This window comes from Pseudomonas psychrophila, from assembly GCF_001043005.1.
Taxonomy (GTDB): domain Bacteria; phylum Pseudomonadota; class Gammaproteobacteria; order Pseudomonadales; family Pseudomonadaceae; genus Aquipseudomonas; species Aquipseudomonas psychrophila.
The window spans coordinates 215,718-232,990 of sequence record NZ_JYKZ01000006.1 but is presented as its reverse complement, the minus strand read 5'-3'; the positions used below and the strand labels follow the sequence as shown (position 1 = coordinate 232,990).

Sequence of the window (17,273 nt, the reverse complement as noted above, 5' to 3'; positions counted from 1 at the left end):
TTGCCAACCCCTTTTAAAACGGATTCTGTTATGCGCCTGTTTCACACTTCCGACTGGCACCTGGGGCAAAACCTCCATGGCCAGGACCGCGACTTCGAACACGCCTGTTTTCTTGCCTGGCTACTGACACAGCTCAACGAACAGCAGCCAGACGTGCTGCTGATTGCCGGGGATATCTTTGACACGGTCAATCCGCCGGTAAAAGCCCAGGAACGGCTCTACGACTTCATCGTCAGCGCCCATGAGCAACAGCCCAAACTGACCATCGTGATGATTGCCGGCAACCACGATTCCGGCTCGCGCATCGAACTGCCGGCGCCCTTGATGCGGCGTCTGCGTACCCATGCGCTGGGCCGGGTGCTGTGGCTGGACGATGGCCAGCTCGACGCCGAACGCCTGCTGATCCCCTTACCCGATGCCAGCGGCGAAACCGCTGCCTGGTGCCTGGCGCTGCCCTTTCTGCGCCCAGCTGAAGTCACGGGAGCGCACCTGGGTGATGACTACCTGCGCGGCATCGGCCAGGTCCATGAGTGGCTGATCGAGGCCGCCAACGTCAAACGCAAGCCGGGCCAGGCCCTGATTGCCATCAGCCATGCCCATATGGCTGGCGGTTCGGTGTCCGAAGACTCCGAACGCAGCCTGATCATCGGCAACGCAGAAGCCCTGCCCGCCAGCCTGTTCGGACCGAGCATCAGCTATGTAGCCCTGGGTCATTTGCACAAACCACAACGGGTCAACGGCGAAGAGCGTATCCGCTACTGCGGCTCACCGATTCCGTTGTCGTTCTCTGAAATCGGCTACCAGCACCAGATACTCGACGTGAAACTGGAGGGCGAAACCCTGATCAGCGTCGAACCGTTGCTGATCCCCCGCGCGGTCAATCTGCAACGCATTGGCCCGCTGCCCCTGGCTGAAATCCTCACCCAGCTGGCCGGGCTGCCGGATACCGACCTGCTGGCCGATACCCAGCGCCAGCCCTGGCTCGAAGTGCGAGTCAAACTGGACGAACCGCAGCCCGATTTGCGTCAACAAATCGAAACCGCCCTGCAGGGTAAATCCGTACGCCTGGTGCGCATCTCTGCCGAATATGCCGGCAGCGGCAGCGGTGCCTCGGACGACGCCACATGCCTGATCGAACTGGACCAACTGACACCCCAGGAACTGTTCAGCCGCGCCTGGCAAGAAAACTACGGCAGTGAAGCCGACGAACAAACCCTCAAGGACTTTGCCGTGCTGCTGCAAGAAGTTCAGCTGGAAGGTGAACAGCCATGAAAATCCTCGCCATTCGCCTGAAAAACCTCGCCTCGCTGGCCGGCCCCTTTGAGCTGGATTTCACCGCAGAACCCCTGGCCAGTGCTGGCCTGTTTGCGATCACCGGCCCTACCGGCGCCGGTAAAAGCACCCTGCTCGACGCCCTGTGCCTGGCACTGTTTGGCGCCGTGCCGCGCCTGAACAATACGGGTCGCGATGCCAAAGTGCCCGATGCCGATGGCGAAATTGCCACCGGCGACCCGCGCACCTTGCTGCGCCGTGGCACCGGTGAAGGCTTTGCCGAAGTCGATTTTGTCGGCATCGACGGCCGCCGTTACCGCGCCCGCTGGGAGGCCAACCGCGCTCGCGAAAAAGCCACCGGTAAACTGCAAGCCAGCCGCCAAAGCCTGCGCGACCTGGACAGCGATCAACTGCTGGCCAGCCAGAAAGGCGATTACAAAGTCCAGCTGGAAGCACGACTGGGGCTCAATTTCGAGCAATTCACCCGTGCCGTGATGCTGGCCCAAAGTGAGTTCAGCGCCTTTCTCAAGGCCGATGACAACGAGCGTAGCGAACTGCTCGAAAAACTCACCGACACTGCGCTCTACACCCGGCTGGGCAAGCGCGCATTCGATAAGGCCAAAGAGGCCAAGGACGCGCACAAGCAACTGCACGACCAGGCCGTTGGTGTCACGCCCCTTGAGCCCCAGGCCCGGGCCGAACTGGATCAACACTTCAATGACGCGCAGCAGCAACTCAAGAACCAGCAAGGCCAGCTCAAGCAGCTGGAGCTGCAACACACCTGGCTCAAAACCCTGGGTGAACTGCAAGAGCAGCAACACAGTGCTGCCGAGCAATTGCTGCAAGCGCACACCTTGTGGGACAGCCAGGCCGATCAGCGCCAGACCCTGAACCTGCTCGAACAACTGGCGCCGCAGCGCCATCAATTTGCCCGTTTGGCCGAGCTGGATGCGCAACTGAGCCCATTGGCCAGGCACATCAGCGCCCATCTTCAGCAACAGACCGAATTGGGCGAGCGCCAAACCCGTCTTGAAGGCGAGCTGCAGAACGCCCGACTGGCGGCGACCCACGCCCAGACCCAGCAGCGCGAGAGCGCCCCCCAGGTGCAACACGCCCATCTGGAACAGGCCAACCTCAATCGCCTGACCCAGACCCTCACCACCCAGCAAGCCCTCCAGCAGCAAGCCGAACAGGCATGCGCCGAAGGGCAACTCGCACTCAATACGTTGCTTGAGCGCCAGCAACTGGGCGCTGAGCGCCTGGTACAAATAGCCACGCAGCTCGAACACAGCAACGCGCTCGCGCCACTGGCCAGTGCCTGGGACGCCTATCGTCCACGGCTTCAGCAACTGGTGCGGTTGAGCAATCTCCTGACTACCGGCCGCAAGGAACTACCGGGGCTTGAACAGCTGGCCCTGCAGGCCACGCAGGAACTGACCGGGCTGCGCAACAGCCTGGAAATTCTGTTCCAGGAAGCCGCAGCCGAGCCCCACGCGGTCAACGAACAAATCCAGACCCTGGGCAGCCTGCTGCAGGACAACCGTCAGCAGCAGCGTGCCTTTGAAGAGTTGCAGCGTCTGTGCAGCAGTCAGCAGGCGCTCGACAGCCGCCTGCACGAACTGCACCTCAAGCAGCAGAGCGTGCAGCAGGAACGTGAGCGCCTGAGCCAGCAAGGTATTCAGGCCAAAGCCGATCTTGAAGTGGCAGAGCAAACCCTTCAGGTCACCCGCCAACTGCTGGAGCGCCAGCGCCTGGCCCGTAGCGCCAGCGTCGAGGAACTGCGCGGGCAGTTGCAGGACGACCAGCCATGCCCGGTGTGTGGCAGCGCCGAGCATCCCTACCATCAACCTGAAGCGTTGCTGCAAAGCCTGACCCGTCACGATGAACAGGAAGAGGCCAGCGCGCGGACCGTGGTCGACGGACTCAAGGAAACGCTCGCCCAACTGCGCGAAAAAGTCGGTGGGCTGATCGCCCAGCAAAAAGAATTTTTGCTCCAGCAAGAGCGCCTCCACCAAGAACAGCAGGCCCTCGCTCCAAGCCTTGAGGCGCATCCGCTCCATCAGCAATGGCTAGCCCAGGACCCGGCCAAGCGTGAGCAATGGCTGACCCTGCGCCTGAACCAGTTGCAGCACAGCATTACCCAGGACGAACAACGCCAGAACGCCTTGCTCGCTTTGCAAAAAGAAGCGGCTCACTTGCAGCAGCAAGTCCAGCGCTGCACCGAAGCCAGCCAGCTCGCCACCCAGCAATTGGCTGAGCAGCAATTGCACCTCAATGCCGACAGTCAGCGCCTTGACGATGAACTGAACGAGTTTGCCAGCGTGCTGGCCCCCGCCACCCTCAACGCGCTGCGTGAGAACGCATCCGCCTGCTTCATGGCCCTCGACCAGCAAGTGGCTGATCGGGTGGCGCAACTCGACCAGCAGCGGGACGAGCAAACGGAGCAGGCTGAAAGAGCGAGCAGCATCGAGCGCGAGCAGTATCAGCAGGCCAACCGCAGCAAAGAACTGGACGCCCTGCAGCGCAGCGTCAAGGATCTGGGCGAGCAGCACCAGACAAGTCAGCTCAGCCTCAAGCAGTTACTGGGCGACTTCAGTAGCGCCGAGCAGTGGCAGCAAACCCTGGAACAGGCTGTCGAACTGACCCGCACTGCCCAGACCCAGGCTGAACAAGCCCTGCAAGCCACCGCCAACCAATTGCTGCAGCTCGCTACCGAGCTCAAGTCCGAGCAAGAGCGCCTGCTGGCGTTGCAACAAGAGCACGACACACTCAATGCCCTGCTCGCGCAATGGCGGGCACAGCACATCGAGCTTGATGACAGTCGCTTGCAACAATTGCTGGCCCATGACGAAGCACAGGTACGCGAACTGCGCCTGCAGCTGCAAAACAGCGAAAAAGCCGTCGAACAAGCCCGCGTCTTGCTGCAAGAGCGCGAACAGCGTCTGGCCCAGCACCAGGCGCACGCCAATGGCAACCTGGATGGCGAATCACTCAACATCGCCCTCATCGAACTGCACACACAGCTGGCCGCCAGCGAGCAGCAGTGTGCCGAATTGCGGGCCCAGCAGAGCGAGGATCAACGCCGTCAGCAGGCCAACCAGGCATTGGCGCAGCGCATTGCACTGGCCTATGACGAATGGCAACGCTGGGCACGCCTCAGTGAGCTGATCGGCTCAGGCACTGGCGACAAGTTCCGCAAAATCGCCCAGGCCTACAACCTCGATCTGTTGGTGCATCACGCTAACGCGCAGTTACGCCAACTGGTCCGCCGTTATCGCCTCAAACGCGGTGGCAGCATGCTCGGCCTGCTGGTGATGGACACCGAGATGGGCGACGAGCTGCGCTCGGTGCATTCGTTATCCGGCGGTGAAACCTTCCTGGTGTCGCTGGCATTGGCCCTGGGCCTGGCCTCGATGGCCTCCAGCACGCTGAAAATCGAATCGCTGTTTATCGACGAAGGTTTTGGCAGCCTCGATCCCGAGTCGCTGCAATTGGCGATGGATGCTCTGGACGGCCTGCAGGCCCAAGGGCGCAAGGTGGGGGTGATCTCCCATGTTCAGGAAATGCACGAACGCATCCCGGTCCAGATCCAGGTCAAGCGTCAAGGCAACGGCTTGAGCACCGTGGAGGTGAAATGACAGAGCACGTGCTGTATTCCTTCCGCCGCTGCCCCTACGCCATGCGTGCGCGCATGGCCTTGCGCTACAGCGGGGTGCCGCTGTCGATTGTCGAGGTCAGCCTTAAAGCCAAGCCGGAGCAAATGCTCGCCGCCTCGCCCAAGGGCACGGTACCGGTGCTGGTCTGCGCCGATGGGAGCGTGATCGAGCAAAGCCTGGACATCATGCACTGGGCGCTGGCCCGGCATGATCCGGATAACTGGTTGCAGCCGGACTGCAATGAACTGATCGAAGCAAACGACACCACCTTCAAGGTGCTGCTGGACCGCTACAAATACGCCATCCGTTACCCGGAACATCCCATGGCGTTTTACCGGGCCCAAGGCGCCGAGTTTTTGCAGCGGCTGGAAGACGTGCTGACACGCTCACCGTATCTTGCCGGGCCGGCATTGAGCCTGGCCGATGTGGCGCTGGCACCGTTTGTGCGCCAGTTTGCCCATGTGGACCGCGACTGGTTTGCGCAAGCACCCTACCCGCATCTGAATGCCTGGCTAGAGCGTTTTTTGGCGTCAGAACTGTTCAGTTCGGTAATGAGAAAACCCTGAACGTTGCAACCACCAAACACCCGTAGCCGCTGGCGAAGGAACGAGGCTGCGTTCGATTGCGAAGCGATCGTAAAACCTGATTACGCGGTATCACAGAAAAACCGCGTAATCAGGTTTTACGACGACTTCGTCGCCGAACGCAGCCTCGTTCCTTCGGCAGCTGCTACGGGTAACGCTCTCTCAGCTTCGGGTTTTATGATCCAGGGCCGCATAGAAATTGGCGCTTTGTTGCAGGTATTTTTGGGTGTAGGCCGCGGATTTCTTGTCGCTGACCACAGTCGTTGCACTGGCAGGCAGGGCCACGGTGGCGGAGATGGCGCAAGCGGAAATCACGGAGAAAAGATTGAAATTCATGACGATAACCCTCGACGATTCAGTTGGCGTGCTTGCCTTTTAAGGCCGTGAAACCAACTTAACGCCAAGGGTCATCGTGCAGAAATTCATTAAAACACTAGCGTCTATCAGTGGGATTGATGGACAGCTGCACGCCTTTGTTTACGGGCGGTTGATGAATTTCAGATCGGACGGTGCATCCATTTCCAGGGTTTGTACGGTTTTGCCCAACATGCCGGTTTCAGGGTCGCGCTCCAGCACCACGATGGCATTGCTCATCTGGTTGGCGATCAACAGAAACTTGCCGTTGGGGCTCAAGGCGAACTCACGCGGGTGATCGCCATCCACCGAGCGACGCTGGATTTCAGTCAACTCGCCATTACTCGGGTTAATCGCAAACACCAGGATTTCATTGGCCTTGCCACGGTTGCTGACGTACAGGAACTTGCCGTCTTGCGAGGCATGCAATGCACCGGCTGCACGGTTTTGCGCGGGCATGCCGTGGGCCAGCTCAAGGGCCTGACGCTGCTTGAGTCGACCCTTGTCATAGTCAAACACAAACACCTGGGCACTCATTTCAGTGGTCAGGTAGGCGTGTTTGCCGTCTTTGGAAAACAGCAAGTGACGCGGTCCGCTGCCAGCCGGCAGCTCTACAAAAGCCGGATCGGCAGCCACCAGCGGATGGTCCGCGTTGGCAGCCGGGTCGTACTGGTAGACAAACACCTTGTCTGCACCCAGATCACTGGCGTAGACGAACTTGCCGTCTGGCGATGACACCACCGAGTGCACGTGGGCGGACATCTGACGTTCAGGATTGACCTGGCTGGCAGGGTGAGTGCTCATCTGGGTCACGGGCTGCAACTGGCCTTCGGCGTTGATCGGCAACACCGCAAGGCTGCCACCCGGATCGGCGTGCACGCCGTAGTTGGCGACAAACAGGTAGCGCTCATCCGCGCTCAGGCTGGAATGGGTCGGCTCTTCACCCAGGGTCTTGACCTGGTTGATCAGCGTCATCTGATTGGTCTTGGGGTCGATGGCAACGCTGCTGGCACGACCGACGACATCGCGCTGGCCCTTACCGTTTTCATTGACCACGAACAGACGGCTCTGGTCCTTGGAAAGGGTCAACCATGACGGGTTGGCGGTCTTGAACACTTGCAGCGGCTCAGGGGTGATACGCCCTTTGGCGCTGTCAAACTGCAGACGGTAGATACCTTGGCTTTTGCCCTGGGTGTAGGAACCGACCAGCAGTTCGACCTCATCACGGGACTCGGCCTGGGCCGACATCGCTCCCACGCTCAGCGCCATCAGCATTGGCAGTGTTTTAAACTTCATCTTCGGCCTCGACTTCATCGTCATCATTGTTTGCGCTCAGGGCACTGAGGCAAACCAGGCGGTGTTCACCGGAGTCGCCAACGAGGGTCCAGCTTTGCAGAGTGTCGTCAAAAACGCTGGCATCGATCTGTTCAAGCGTGAACTTCCAGCGTTTTTCGGCACGACCGTCCATGCACTTGATGAGCAACTGCACATCGTCCAGAGAAAAATCCCAGGCATGCAGCCCGTCAATCACCAACATATCGCTGGTTTCAAGGGCTGCGCGCAAGGTCTGGTTTGAATCGCTCATTAATCATTCACCTGTTGGAAAGGCGTAATGATAGGTCAAATCAGCAGTGCAACCCATAACCGTGACAAGTGATTGCACGGTTATGGGCGCACCCGGCACCCGACTTTAGTTCATGGTCTGATCAATCCCGGCCTGTAAGGACTGGGGCTCCTTGTTTTCACCCTTCAGCAGATCACCCCCCACCGTGACGCCAGAGAGCCGCAGCCGATCTTTGCCGCGGAACGTCGCGACATGGGCCTCGCTGGTCGGCGAGTTGTCGGGAGAGTAGTCAAACTTCAGGCTGCCCCCGGGGCTGAGGCTGTTGCCCTCGCCGGTTTCCAGCGCCAACGAGCCGCTGGCGCTAAGTCCCATGGCGCTCTGGCTGTGGGTGTCAGTGGCTTGCTGCAGCGCCAGTTTGCCACCTGCATCGATGTTGACTGAGCCGGCTCCACCGTCAAAGTCACCGCCTTCATACCGGGCATCGCCTTGGGTGTCGATGCTCACACCCTGAGCCCCGGCATAGTGCCCCACCTGTGCCGTGCTGCCGGTTTCCTGAGCGTGACGAAACTCGCCCGAGCCGTTGGCGCGCACATTCACATCTTCACCGGTCTTTGTGTATACACGCAGGCCGACCTTGGCCGCCACATCCCGCTCGGCGCGGTTGTGGGTGTCGGCAGCGGCGCGGGCGTCATGGCTGCCCGCCTTGATGTTCAAAGCACCGTCGGTGGCGCGGTATTGCGTGCCTTCATCCTGCAAGTTGCCGCCCACATTGACCTGAACGGTGGCGCCACTGAGCTGGCTGACCACCGCAGTACTGTCCTGCTGTGCCTGCGTCTTGTTGTGATACCCCACCTGCCCGTCGAGCCCCAGGCTGGCCAGCTCCACGCCGTCCATTAAACCGGACTGGGGCAATGTGCCTTTGGCCAGGCCTTTGACGATTTTTTCCACCGGTGTGCTGAGTCCCTTGATCTCGGCACTCACTCCCAGCCCCGCCTGCCAGCCGTTCTCGGTGTGGGAGCTGGATTCGGTGTTATAGGCCGCCCGGTTGTCCATCTGGCCTGCATTGACCTGCACCCCTGAGCCGGCAACGATCCGGGTCCCTTCATTGACCAAGGTGTTGTCAGCCTGCACCCGCACATTGCCGGTGGCTGTCACGCTGCTGGTTTTTGCAGTGGTCCGGCTGGCGTTGTCCTCGCTGCCCTGGCGGACAAACTCCAGGCCGCTGCCAACCTTGTCCAGGCTTGCCGTCCAGACGATCCCGCCACCGGTGCTGAGGTCCTGGGTTTTGCTGTCAGTGCTGTCGTGAGCCGCCATCAGTTCGATATTTTTGCCTGAGAGACTCACATCGCCCCCGGTCGCGCCAAGGTCCGAGCCCTTGACACTCAAGTTGCCCCCCGCGCTGACAGCCACAGCACCGCCACTGATGCTTGCGCCTTGCTGCAGCGTAGTGTCGGTGACGTTGATGTGCTGCTGATCCTTCAAGCCCGCATCCACACGGTACTCATGGCTGCCCGCAGAAGTTTCCTTGGTACTGGCAGTGAAGCCGCGGTTATCGGTGCGAGTGGTGTCGCGGGCGGTATTTTCAGCCGCTACGATCTGGATATCGCCCTTGGCCTGCACCTGGGTGTCACCTGTGGCCGATACTTTGGAGCCGCTGACGATAATGTCCTGCGCACTTTGCAACGTGAGGTTACTGTCCGAATGCAGGTCACTGGCGACGAGGGTGCGGTCGCTGTGGTCTTTGCGGCTTTCGTCATTGATCAACGAGAAGAACGTGCTGTTCTTGCTGTGATTGCTGTCGCGGGACGTGTCATGGACGCCATCGATCATCAGCGACCCCGTGTCGCTGATCACGCTGGCCTGGGTCCCGCCTCGCACCTGACTGGCGCTGATGTGCACATCGTCCGCCTTGATAATCAGCTTGCCACCGGCGTTGACCTGGCTACCGGTGTGCAGGGTCTTGTCCCCGTCACCCTCGCCCTGATTGCCGAAGAAGCTGCCACCCAGCAGATCGCCGGAGTATCGCTTGCCGCTGTTGCCCTGGCTACGGCTGACACTGGCGATGTCGACTTGGCGAGCGCTGAGACGGATATCGCCCGGGGTTTTCAGCTCGGCACCTTGCAATTGCATGTTGTGCCCGGTGTTCAGTTCGATTGCTTTGCCTGCCTTGAGCCCGCTGACAACGTTGCGCTCATCGTGGGTGGAGGTGTCCCAGCTTTCCTTCCATAGGTTCTTGCGATGATTGCCCTGATCCCGGGTTTCATGGGTTTCAGTCGCGGCTGCAAGGACCAGGTCCTTGCCGCTGTTGATTCCCAGGGTATCGCCCGCGTCAACGTGGCTGGCCACAAGCAACGTGTCGGCGCCGGAAGTCAGTGCGGCATTTTGCCGGGCCGTGACCTGCGTACCCTGCTGGCGCGAGTCCTTGTCGGTGGTGGTGCGGTCAAAGGTTTCGTAGGTCACAAAAAGTGCCTTGTTGTTCCATTGATCCCGTTTTTCATGAAGAGCCGTGCTTTGCAGGCTGGACAGGGTCAGATTGCGACCGGCATCGAGCTTGACGTTACCCCCGCTGATGTCGGCGCCAGCGAGTTTCACATCTCTGGCACCGGACAGATCCACATCACCACGACTGCTCTGCACCTCGGCACGGGTGCCCTGCAGGCTGTTGTCGTGAGTCTGGCCGCTGATTTCAAGATCGCCGGCAGAGCGGATGTTGACCCCGTCGGCGCCGGCTACCTGCACCGCGCCAACGCGTACCCCTGCCCCCTCGGCTGTGCTGACAATATTGATGCGCCCGGCCCTCATGGCCCCGAATAGGCTGGCGTCGATACGCGTGCCCGAGGCCGCGCCATCCGGATAGACCGTGCTCACCGTGCCACTGGCGGCGTCGACCCGATTGCGCCCAACCACAATATTCAACGCGTCGCGGGCACTGATCTGGCCCTGGCTGTCGATCTGCGGCGCGATCAGGCTGATGGCCCCGTCAGGGTTGTGCAGCCCTTGTTGCTGCACGCTCAATTGGCCACGGGCATCACCGCTGTTCAAGGCCTGCAGACGGCCGTTATCAAGCTCGGGCCGCCCCACTACCAGGCTGGCATTGGGCGCATTGATGAAACTGGCGCCATTGACCGAGATCCCATTGGGGTTGGCCAGCACATAATCGGCCTTGCGCCCGAAAACCTCCTGGGCGCCGTTGAGCGCCGACGCATTACGACCGATGACCTCATTGAGGATCACGCTGGCCGCCTGTCCATGAAATTGCGGATTGGCCGCCAGTTGCCCGGCCAGTTGGGACTGCCCCACCTGCAGGGCGTTGTTCAACACCACACCCTGGCGGTCGACGTTGTAATCGAGGAACTGATTGTGGGACAGCCCCCCGGCATTGGGCGCGACAATATTGACGATAGGCACCCCGCCCTGGTTTTGCAGTTGCGGGGTGCCACCAGGCCCATCGGCCCCGGTAATGCCAGTGGCCAGTGCCAATGGGGGCAGCAGAAACAGGCTGGCAATGGCCAGGCGCAGCTTGCCTTGGGGGGACAGGTGAAAACGCGGTTTGAGCGTCGACATAAAGGTCTTCCTTTGCGTGAGTGATGGGCGATACGTGTCGCCCGGTGTAACGCTGCGTGAGCCTGACGGGCCCCTGCAGGCGTTAAATCTGCACGCTCAGGCGTGCCAGCCAGACATCGGGCTCCTGGCTAAAACCCTTGGGAATGGTGAGGTTGTGCTGATAATCGAGGTCCAGTTGCAGATGCCTCCAGCGCAGGTTGATACCCACGCTCGCGCCACTCAGGCGCTGGCCCGCTGCGCCGTGTTGAGGCTTGACCCAGCCGTTGTCCAGGCCAAGACGGGGGGTGATGCTGATCGGGAGGTCATTGTTCAGAGGCAGGTAAAAGGTGTTGCGCCAAATCGCGCCGATGGCACCGGAGGCACTGTTTTCGCGGTAGCCGCGAACGGCCGAGTCGTCAGTGCCCAGCAGTTGTTCAATGGCGGGCAACGGGTCAGGGCTGTATTGCAGCGTCAATTGGCTCTGCCACTGCCAGGGCTGCGCGAACAACTGGCCGTTGCGCCATTGGACAAGATTGGCGCGGTACGCCTGGAATTGCGCCTTGGGCAGGTTGCTTTGCACCTGATCGCTGTCACGGTCTGCGCCTAACCAGGTCAGTCCGTGGGCATACGTCACGTCCAGATTCCACACGGCGGTGTCCTGCCAGAACAGATTGAGGCCTGCTTCAACCACCGTCAGCGTCGGGCTCTGGATTTGCAGCCGGGCTTTTTGCAGGTAGGTGTCGACCGCTTTGTGGGTCAACTGCAGATGGGCGCTCAGTTGATGGCCCTGATCGCGCCACACCACGCGGTCGGTGCGCAAGCTGAACTGATCGGTGCGGCCGCTACCATAGAGTGTGGTGGTGCTGAGTTTGATCGGCGAGCGGTACTCGATGTGGCTGGCGAATGCGCTCAAGGTCCAGTAACCGTATGGCACGGCATAGAACAGGCTGTTAGTGCGGCTGAAACGCGGTCCGTGGTTGAGGGTCTCGCTGAACCCTAAATTGAGCGAGTCGTTGAGCTGTAGCGGGCTGTCCAGGCTCAGGCCGATCACCTTGCGATCGCGGCCGGTGGCGGCGCTGCCCAGGTTATCCAGGCCCAGATCCAGCCCCCAGTGGTGCTCGACAGCCCTCGAGCGAAGAATGATCCGCGAAGCGCCCTGCTCGGTGCCGGGCACAATATCTGCCGTGACGTCCAACGTGCGCAGCCGGTTGAGCTGGTCCAGGCCCTGTTCCAGATCACGCAGGTTCAGCGGCGCGCCCAGCATGGCGGGGAATGCTGTCCGTAACGACACCGGCAGGCGCTGGTCAGCCAGTTCGATCGCCTCGACATAGCCTTCGTCCACACGGATATCCAGTGGTTGCCCGGCGGACGGAGTGCTGCTCAGGTAAGGACGCGCGGCGACGTAACCAGCCTCGACATACAGGCGGGTGATTTCGGCCAGCAAGAGATTGATACGGTTGATGCCCATGCATTGCGCCATCAGGGGCTTGACCCGTGAATCCAGCGCCGAAGGGCTGAGTAGCGTCATACCGGCGAGCCGTAGCCCTTGCAGCGGCCAGCAGCGCTCATCTTTGGCAGTGGGCGCTGGGGTTGTTGGCTCTGTGGAGCGTAAGTCGGGACTGCTGCGCCGAAGTTGTCGCCGACGTTGCTCCAGCTGCAGCTGCTGCACGGCCCGTTGTTGTTGCTGTTGCAGACGCAGGGCTTCCTGGCCGGGCAGCCCCCCTTCGGCCGCGGCCAGTGCAGATGTACACAGGCACAGCGAACATAGGATTCGGGACGGGGTAAAACGCCGGGACTTGGTCAGGATAAGCGTCATCACACGACATCCTCAAAACGCCTTTAAGGCGATTCATGGCTCTGAAAAAACCGTATTCAGAGCCTGTGTCGTACTGACAAGCTGAACGTCTCCTTATTACATGAAGAAATATTAAGTCGTAAATCGTTATAAGCCTGTAGATACTCTGTTGTCAGTCAACTCTCCCTGTGGGAGCGAGCCTGCTCGCGAAGGTCGATCGCGAGCAGGCTCGCTCCCACAGTTGAAGCTTCCTTCAGACCTTGCCGCTGACGAGCCGTGCGAGGCTGCGTAGCAGTCGTAAAGTCGTTTTCACGGTTAATCAGGCATACCGCGCATACCGGTTTTGCGACCGCTTCACGATTGGTCGCAGCCTCGCTACGCTCCTCAGCGGCTACAGGACAACAGGGTTACACCGCCGCCGCAGGCTTGAGGCGGAAGGCCACGCCAAAACGGTTGTAGGCATTCATCAGGCCGATGGCATAGGTCAGGTCCGACAGTTCCTTGTCGTTGAATTCTGCGGCTGCGGCCTGATAGTCCGCATCCGGAATCCCGCTCTGGGCGACGAGTGTCACCGACTCGGCCCAGGCCAGGGCTACCTGCTCACGGGTCGTGAACAGTTCGCCTGCCTCATGCCACACCGGCACCAGTACCAGCTTTTCGACGCTCAGACCGGACTTGAGCAGATCCCGTGAGTGCATGTCGATGCAGTAGGCACAGCCGTTGATTTGCGAAACCCGCAGGTACACCAGATCGATGAGGGCCTTGGGAAACCCGCTGTTTTGCAGATACCCGTACACACCGCCAAACGCCTTGTAGCCCTCGGGTGATGCCTTGGAGTAATCGATACGCTGGTTCATGACTTGCCCTTGCATTGACTGTTTGAGTGACGCCATAGTGCGGTTTCTTGGCCCTGTCCAAAAGGGCCATGATTTAGCTTTACTACCAGGCCATGATTACTCCAGCTTCGGAATCAGGCACACGGGAACACCATGAAAACCCCCATACCACGCTTCTCCCCTCTTGATCCCGGCTCCAGCGAGCCCATCTACCGGCAACTTTACTGGCGCTTTCGGGAAGCTATTGCCAATGGCGTACTGGGGCCGGGGGAGCGTGTGCCTGCGGCCCGGGCACTGGCCAAGGAGTTGGGTCTGGCCAGAGGCACCATCGACGCGGCGTACTCCCTCCTGACCTCGGAGGGTTACCTGCAAGCCCGTGGCCAGGCAGGAACCATCGTGACGCCGGATATCCCGATCCAACCCACAGCCGCTATCCGCACCCCAGACTCAAGCCCGTCCGTGCGGCACCAGCCCGAGACTCTGCCCTTTCAGATGGGTCTGCCGGCGCTGGACGCCTTTCCGAAAAAGGTATGGGCACAAATCGGCGCCCGATGTGTGCGCAGCACCCGTGCCCAGGACATGGCTAATCCGTCGGCCCACGGCCTGCAATCACTGCGCACGGCCATTGCCACCTACTTGCAGGTTTCCCGCGGTATTGCTTGCTCTCCCGCTCAAATCTTTATCACGGCGGGGTATCGGGACACGCTGTCGCTGATCGCCCACGCCCTGCTCAAGGCCGGTGACAGGGTGCTGATTGAGGACCCTGGCTACCCGCCTACCCGCCAGTTGCTCGAGCATCTGCACATACAGACCGTTGCCTTGCCCGTCGACCACGACGGCCTGCAGCTACCCGCACAGGGAAGCGATGCGCTGCAAGCACAGGCGGCTGTCGTCACACCGGCTCATCAAAGCCCGCTGTGTGTATCGCTGTCGCTGCCGCGCAGGCTGGAGCTGCTGGGCTGGGCAAGCCGGCAACAGGCATGGATCATTGAGGACGATTACGACGGTGAATACCGCTACGTCAGCCGTCCTCTTCCCGCCCTCAAAAGCCTGGACCGTGACGGACGGGTACTCTACAGCGGCACCTTCAGCAAAGTGCTGTTTCCGGGGCTGCGCCTGGCCTATGCAGTGGTGCCGCAGGAGCAGGTCGAGCGCTTTCAACAAGCCAGCCAGACCTTTCGCAGCAGTTGCCCGGAACTGACCCAGGCCATCGTCGCGACGTTCATGACCGAAGGCCATTTCGCCCGGCATATCCAGCGCATGCGCAAGCTCTACAGCGAGCGCAGGGCGTTTACCGTGGCAGGGTTAAACAAAGTGCTGGGTAATCGAGTTCACATTGATGCCAATCCGGGAGGCATGCATCTGATCTTGCGCCTTGGGAATCAGATGACCGATTGGGAGCTGGTCGAGCGCATGCGCCAGGACGGGCTCTTCGCAGAAGCGCTGAGCGAGTGGAGCTTGCTGGGAGAAAAACCTTCGGGGTTGCTGCTGGGGTTTGCCAATATCACCTCCCAAGCCAGCGCCGAACAACTGGGCGAGCGAATCCTGGCGCTGCTCGAGCCTGCCGGTTAGGACCTGTGGGAACTGAGGCAAAACGCGGTGATGCCATCGCGAGCAAGCCCGCTCCCACACTGCTGTGTGAACACCTTAGTCCTGTGGGAGCTGACTTGCCTGCGATACAGGCGCCACCCTTCAACGATCGGAACCCGAACCGTCTCAACATCAAATAAAAGAGCGCGGCTCGCGCAAGAGCGCTTCCAGTTCCACCGCCGGCAGGGGCCTGCAAAACAGATAGCCCTGCACCTGATCACAACCGTTACGGGTCAAAAACTCTAGCTGCTCTCGGGTCTCCACACCTTCAGCAATAACCTGAAGATTAAGGCTGTGTGCCAACTCGATGATCGTGCGCGCGATGGCTGCATCCTGAGGGCTGAAGGTGACCTCGCGAATAAACGCGATATCGATTTTGAGCTTGTCGATGGGGAAGCGGCTAAGGTACGCAAGGCTTGAGTACCCGGTACCAAAGTCATCAATGGAGATCTTCACCCCGATATCCCGCAGCGTCAGCAGGCTGGCGACGGTATGGGGAGTGTTCTCCATCAATGAGCCTTCAGTGAGCTCCACTTCAAGCAAATGCGGTTCAAGCTGATGGGCCTTGAGCGAGCGCTCGATATCATTGACCAGGTCACCTTCGCAAATCTGTTGCGCCGACACATTCACCGCAACCTGCAGCGCGCCCAGACCAGAATTCTGCCAGTGCGCAATCTGGCTGCATACGCGGTCAATCACCCATTGCCCCACACGGGATATAAGCCCGAGGGTTTCAAGCAACGGAACAAAAACGGCGGGAGAAACCGTGGCATGCCCCGGCCGGTGCCAGCGCAACAGCGCTTCAACGCCGCAAATCCGACCGTCTGCCAAGCCTATCTTCGGCTGGTAATACACCTCGAAGGCCTGCTTGCGAACGGCTTCCCGCAGCGCAGTTTCAAGCTCCTGGCGGGCCAGGACCTCGACGTTCATTTGTGCCGTATAAAAACGATAAGTGTCTTTGCCCGCCTGCTTGGCCAGCCCCATGGCCGTATTCGCATGCTTGATCAGGCGGTGCGCCTCGGTACCGTCATCCGGATACAGGGCAATGCCGTAACTGGCCGTCATGGGTGTGTCATGGCCATGGAGCTTGAACGGATCACGCAGCACCTCGCGGATGCGGTCAACCATCTGTCTGGGGCCGGCCTGGCCTTTTCGGATCATCAGGATCAGTGCAAGCTCGTCGCCGTCCATCCGCCCCAGGGTGTCACTGACATTGAGGCAATTGGACAAGCGCTGACTGAACTCTGCCAGCACCTTGTCCCCCATCAAATGACCCCAGGTCAGGTTGATGTTCTTGAAGTCGTTCAGGCCAATCGTGACCACGGCCAACTGCCAGCCCCGCAGCGCTGCCTGGGTCAGCCCCATTTGCAGGGTGGTGTAAAACAGGTCGCGATTGGGCAAGCCGGTCAGGGGGTCGTAATTGGCCATTTTCAGCAGCCGCTCATCGGTCCCCATCGCAGAGCGAAAGCGTTCCAAATCGCTGGTGCGTTTTTCGAGTTGCTGCTCAAGCATCAGGGTATGCACCGCCCGATGGTCGCCAAACGCCTTGAGACGCAACAGATTGCGCACCCGCAGCCACAGCTCGTCACTGGATACCGGCTTGCAGAGAAAGTCCTCGGCACCCGCCTCCAGCCCCAAAAGACGAGCACTTTGCTCGCCCTGGCCCGAAAGCATGATGATGGGAATATTGGCTGTTGATGGATTCGCCTTGAGCCGTCGGGCCACCTGGTAACCGTCAATGCCGGGCATCGTGGCGTCGAGCAGGATCAAGTCCGGCGGCTGTTGCGCGACCGTGGCCAGGGCCTGCTCGCCCGAGCTGGCAGTCAGCGTCCGATAACCCTGATCCTGCAACAAGGCGTCAAGCAGTGAGCGGATTTGAACGTCATCATCAACGATCAGGAGTGTGGCAGGTATGTTGGACATGGAAAGCGCTCAAATAAGAGGCCGCCAAGGCAGTTTCTAGCCTGATCTGCTGGGAAATCTGCTCAGCGTTTGGTACCCGTATAGAAGTGCAGTAAAGCACCGAAACAAGCGCTTCACCACGACTGCAGACAACAAAAAAGCACCCTGAGGTGCTTT

Annotated in this window: 10 protein-coding genes and 1 pseudogene; 4 read left to right on the top strand and 7 right to left on the bottom strand. The window is 60.3% G+C overall.

Annotated elements, in window-relative coordinates:
- Positions 1-30 precede the first annotated feature (30 nt).
- From TU76_RS15775 to TU76_RS15765, 3 genes are read left to right on the top strand one after another with little or no spacing between them, the layout of a single operon-like run.
- Positions 31-1,272, top strand: a complete 1,242-nt coding sequence (locus TU76_RS15775; RefSeq protein WP_046810497.1) for an exonuclease SbcCD subunit D C-terminal domain-containing protein — start codon at positions 31-33, stop codon at positions 1,270-1,272.
- A complete protein-coding gene (locus tag TU76_RS15770) occupies positions 1,269-4,910 on the top strand; it encodes an AAA family ATPase (RefSeq protein ID WP_048352045.1) in 3,642 nt (1,213 codons plus the stop codon). The genes TU76_RS15775 and TU76_RS15770 overlap by 4 nt, the downstream gene beginning before the upstream one ends.
- Positions 4,907-5,494, top strand: a complete 588-nt coding sequence (locus TU76_RS15765) for a glutathione S-transferase (protein WP_048352044.1) — start codon at positions 4,907-4,909, stop codon at positions 5,492-5,494. Before TU76_RS15770 ends, TU76_RS15765 begins: the two co-directional genes overlap by 4 nt.
- A 180-nt stretch (positions 5,495-5,674) precedes the next feature.
- On the opposite strand, the gene TU76_RS25405 is transcribed toward TU76_RS15765, so the two are convergent.
- The 6 genes and pseudogenes from TU76_RS25405 to TU76_RS15740 all read right to left on the bottom strand — a co-directional run bounded on the left by TU76_RS25405 (position 5,675) and on the right by TU76_RS15740 (position 13,625).
- Positions 5,675-5,848, bottom strand: coding sequence for a hypothetical protein (locus TU76_RS25405; RefSeq protein ID WP_019821912.1), 174 nt, complete (start codon positions 5,846-5,848; stop codon positions 5,675-5,677).
- A gap of 141 nt (positions 5,849-5,989) precedes the next feature.
- Complete coding sequence (locus TU76_RS15760) at positions 5,990-7,162, bottom strand: lactonase family protein (protein WP_048352043.1); 1,173 nt, start codon at positions 7,160-7,162, stop codon at positions 5,990-5,992.
- Positions 7,152-7,451 (bottom strand): DUF5629 family protein, encoded by a 300-nt coding sequence (locus TU76_RS15755; protein ID WP_019821916.1) that lies wholly within the window; start codon positions 7,449-7,451, stop codon positions 7,152-7,154. The genes TU76_RS15760 and TU76_RS15755 overlap by 11 nt, the downstream gene beginning before the upstream one ends.
- Positions 7,452-7,802: 351 nt before the next feature.
- Positions 7,803-10,994 (bottom strand): annotated as a pseudogene (locus TU76_RS15750) (hemagglutinin repeat-containing protein); the annotation flags it as partial.
- An 82-nt stretch (positions 10,995-11,076) separates the two neighbouring features.
- Positions 11,077-12,789, bottom strand: coding sequence for a ShlB/FhaC/HecB family hemolysin secretion/activation protein (locus TU76_RS15745; RefSeq protein WP_151121074.1), 1,713 nt, complete (start codon positions 12,787-12,789; stop codon positions 11,077-11,079).
- Positions 12,790-13,175: 386 nt separating this feature from the next.
- On the bottom strand, positions 13,176-13,625 hold the full coding sequence (locus tag TU76_RS15740) for a carboxymuconolactone decarboxylase family protein (protein WP_019821919.1): 450 nt from the start codon (positions 13,623-13,625) through the stop codon (positions 13,176-13,178).
- A 132-nt stretch (positions 13,626-13,757) separates the two neighbouring features.
- Between TU76_RS15740 and pdxR the strand changes: the two genes are divergently transcribed.
- Positions 13,758-15,176: a MocR-like pyridoxine biosynthesis transcription factor PdxR gene (gene pdxR, locus TU76_RS15735; protein WP_046810501.1), complete on the top strand. Its 1,419-nt coding sequence runs from the start codon at positions 13,758-13,760 to the stop codon at positions 15,174-15,176.
- Positions 15,177-15,326: 150 nt separating this feature from the next.
- Here pdxR and TU76_RS15730 read toward each other — a convergent pair whose 3' ends face one another.
- Complete coding sequence (locus TU76_RS15730; protein ID WP_019821921.1) at positions 15,327-17,117, bottom strand: putative bifunctional diguanylate cyclase/phosphodiesterase; 1,791 nt, start codon at positions 17,115-17,117, stop codon at positions 15,327-15,329.
- Positions 17,118-17,273: the final 156 nt, after the last annotated feature.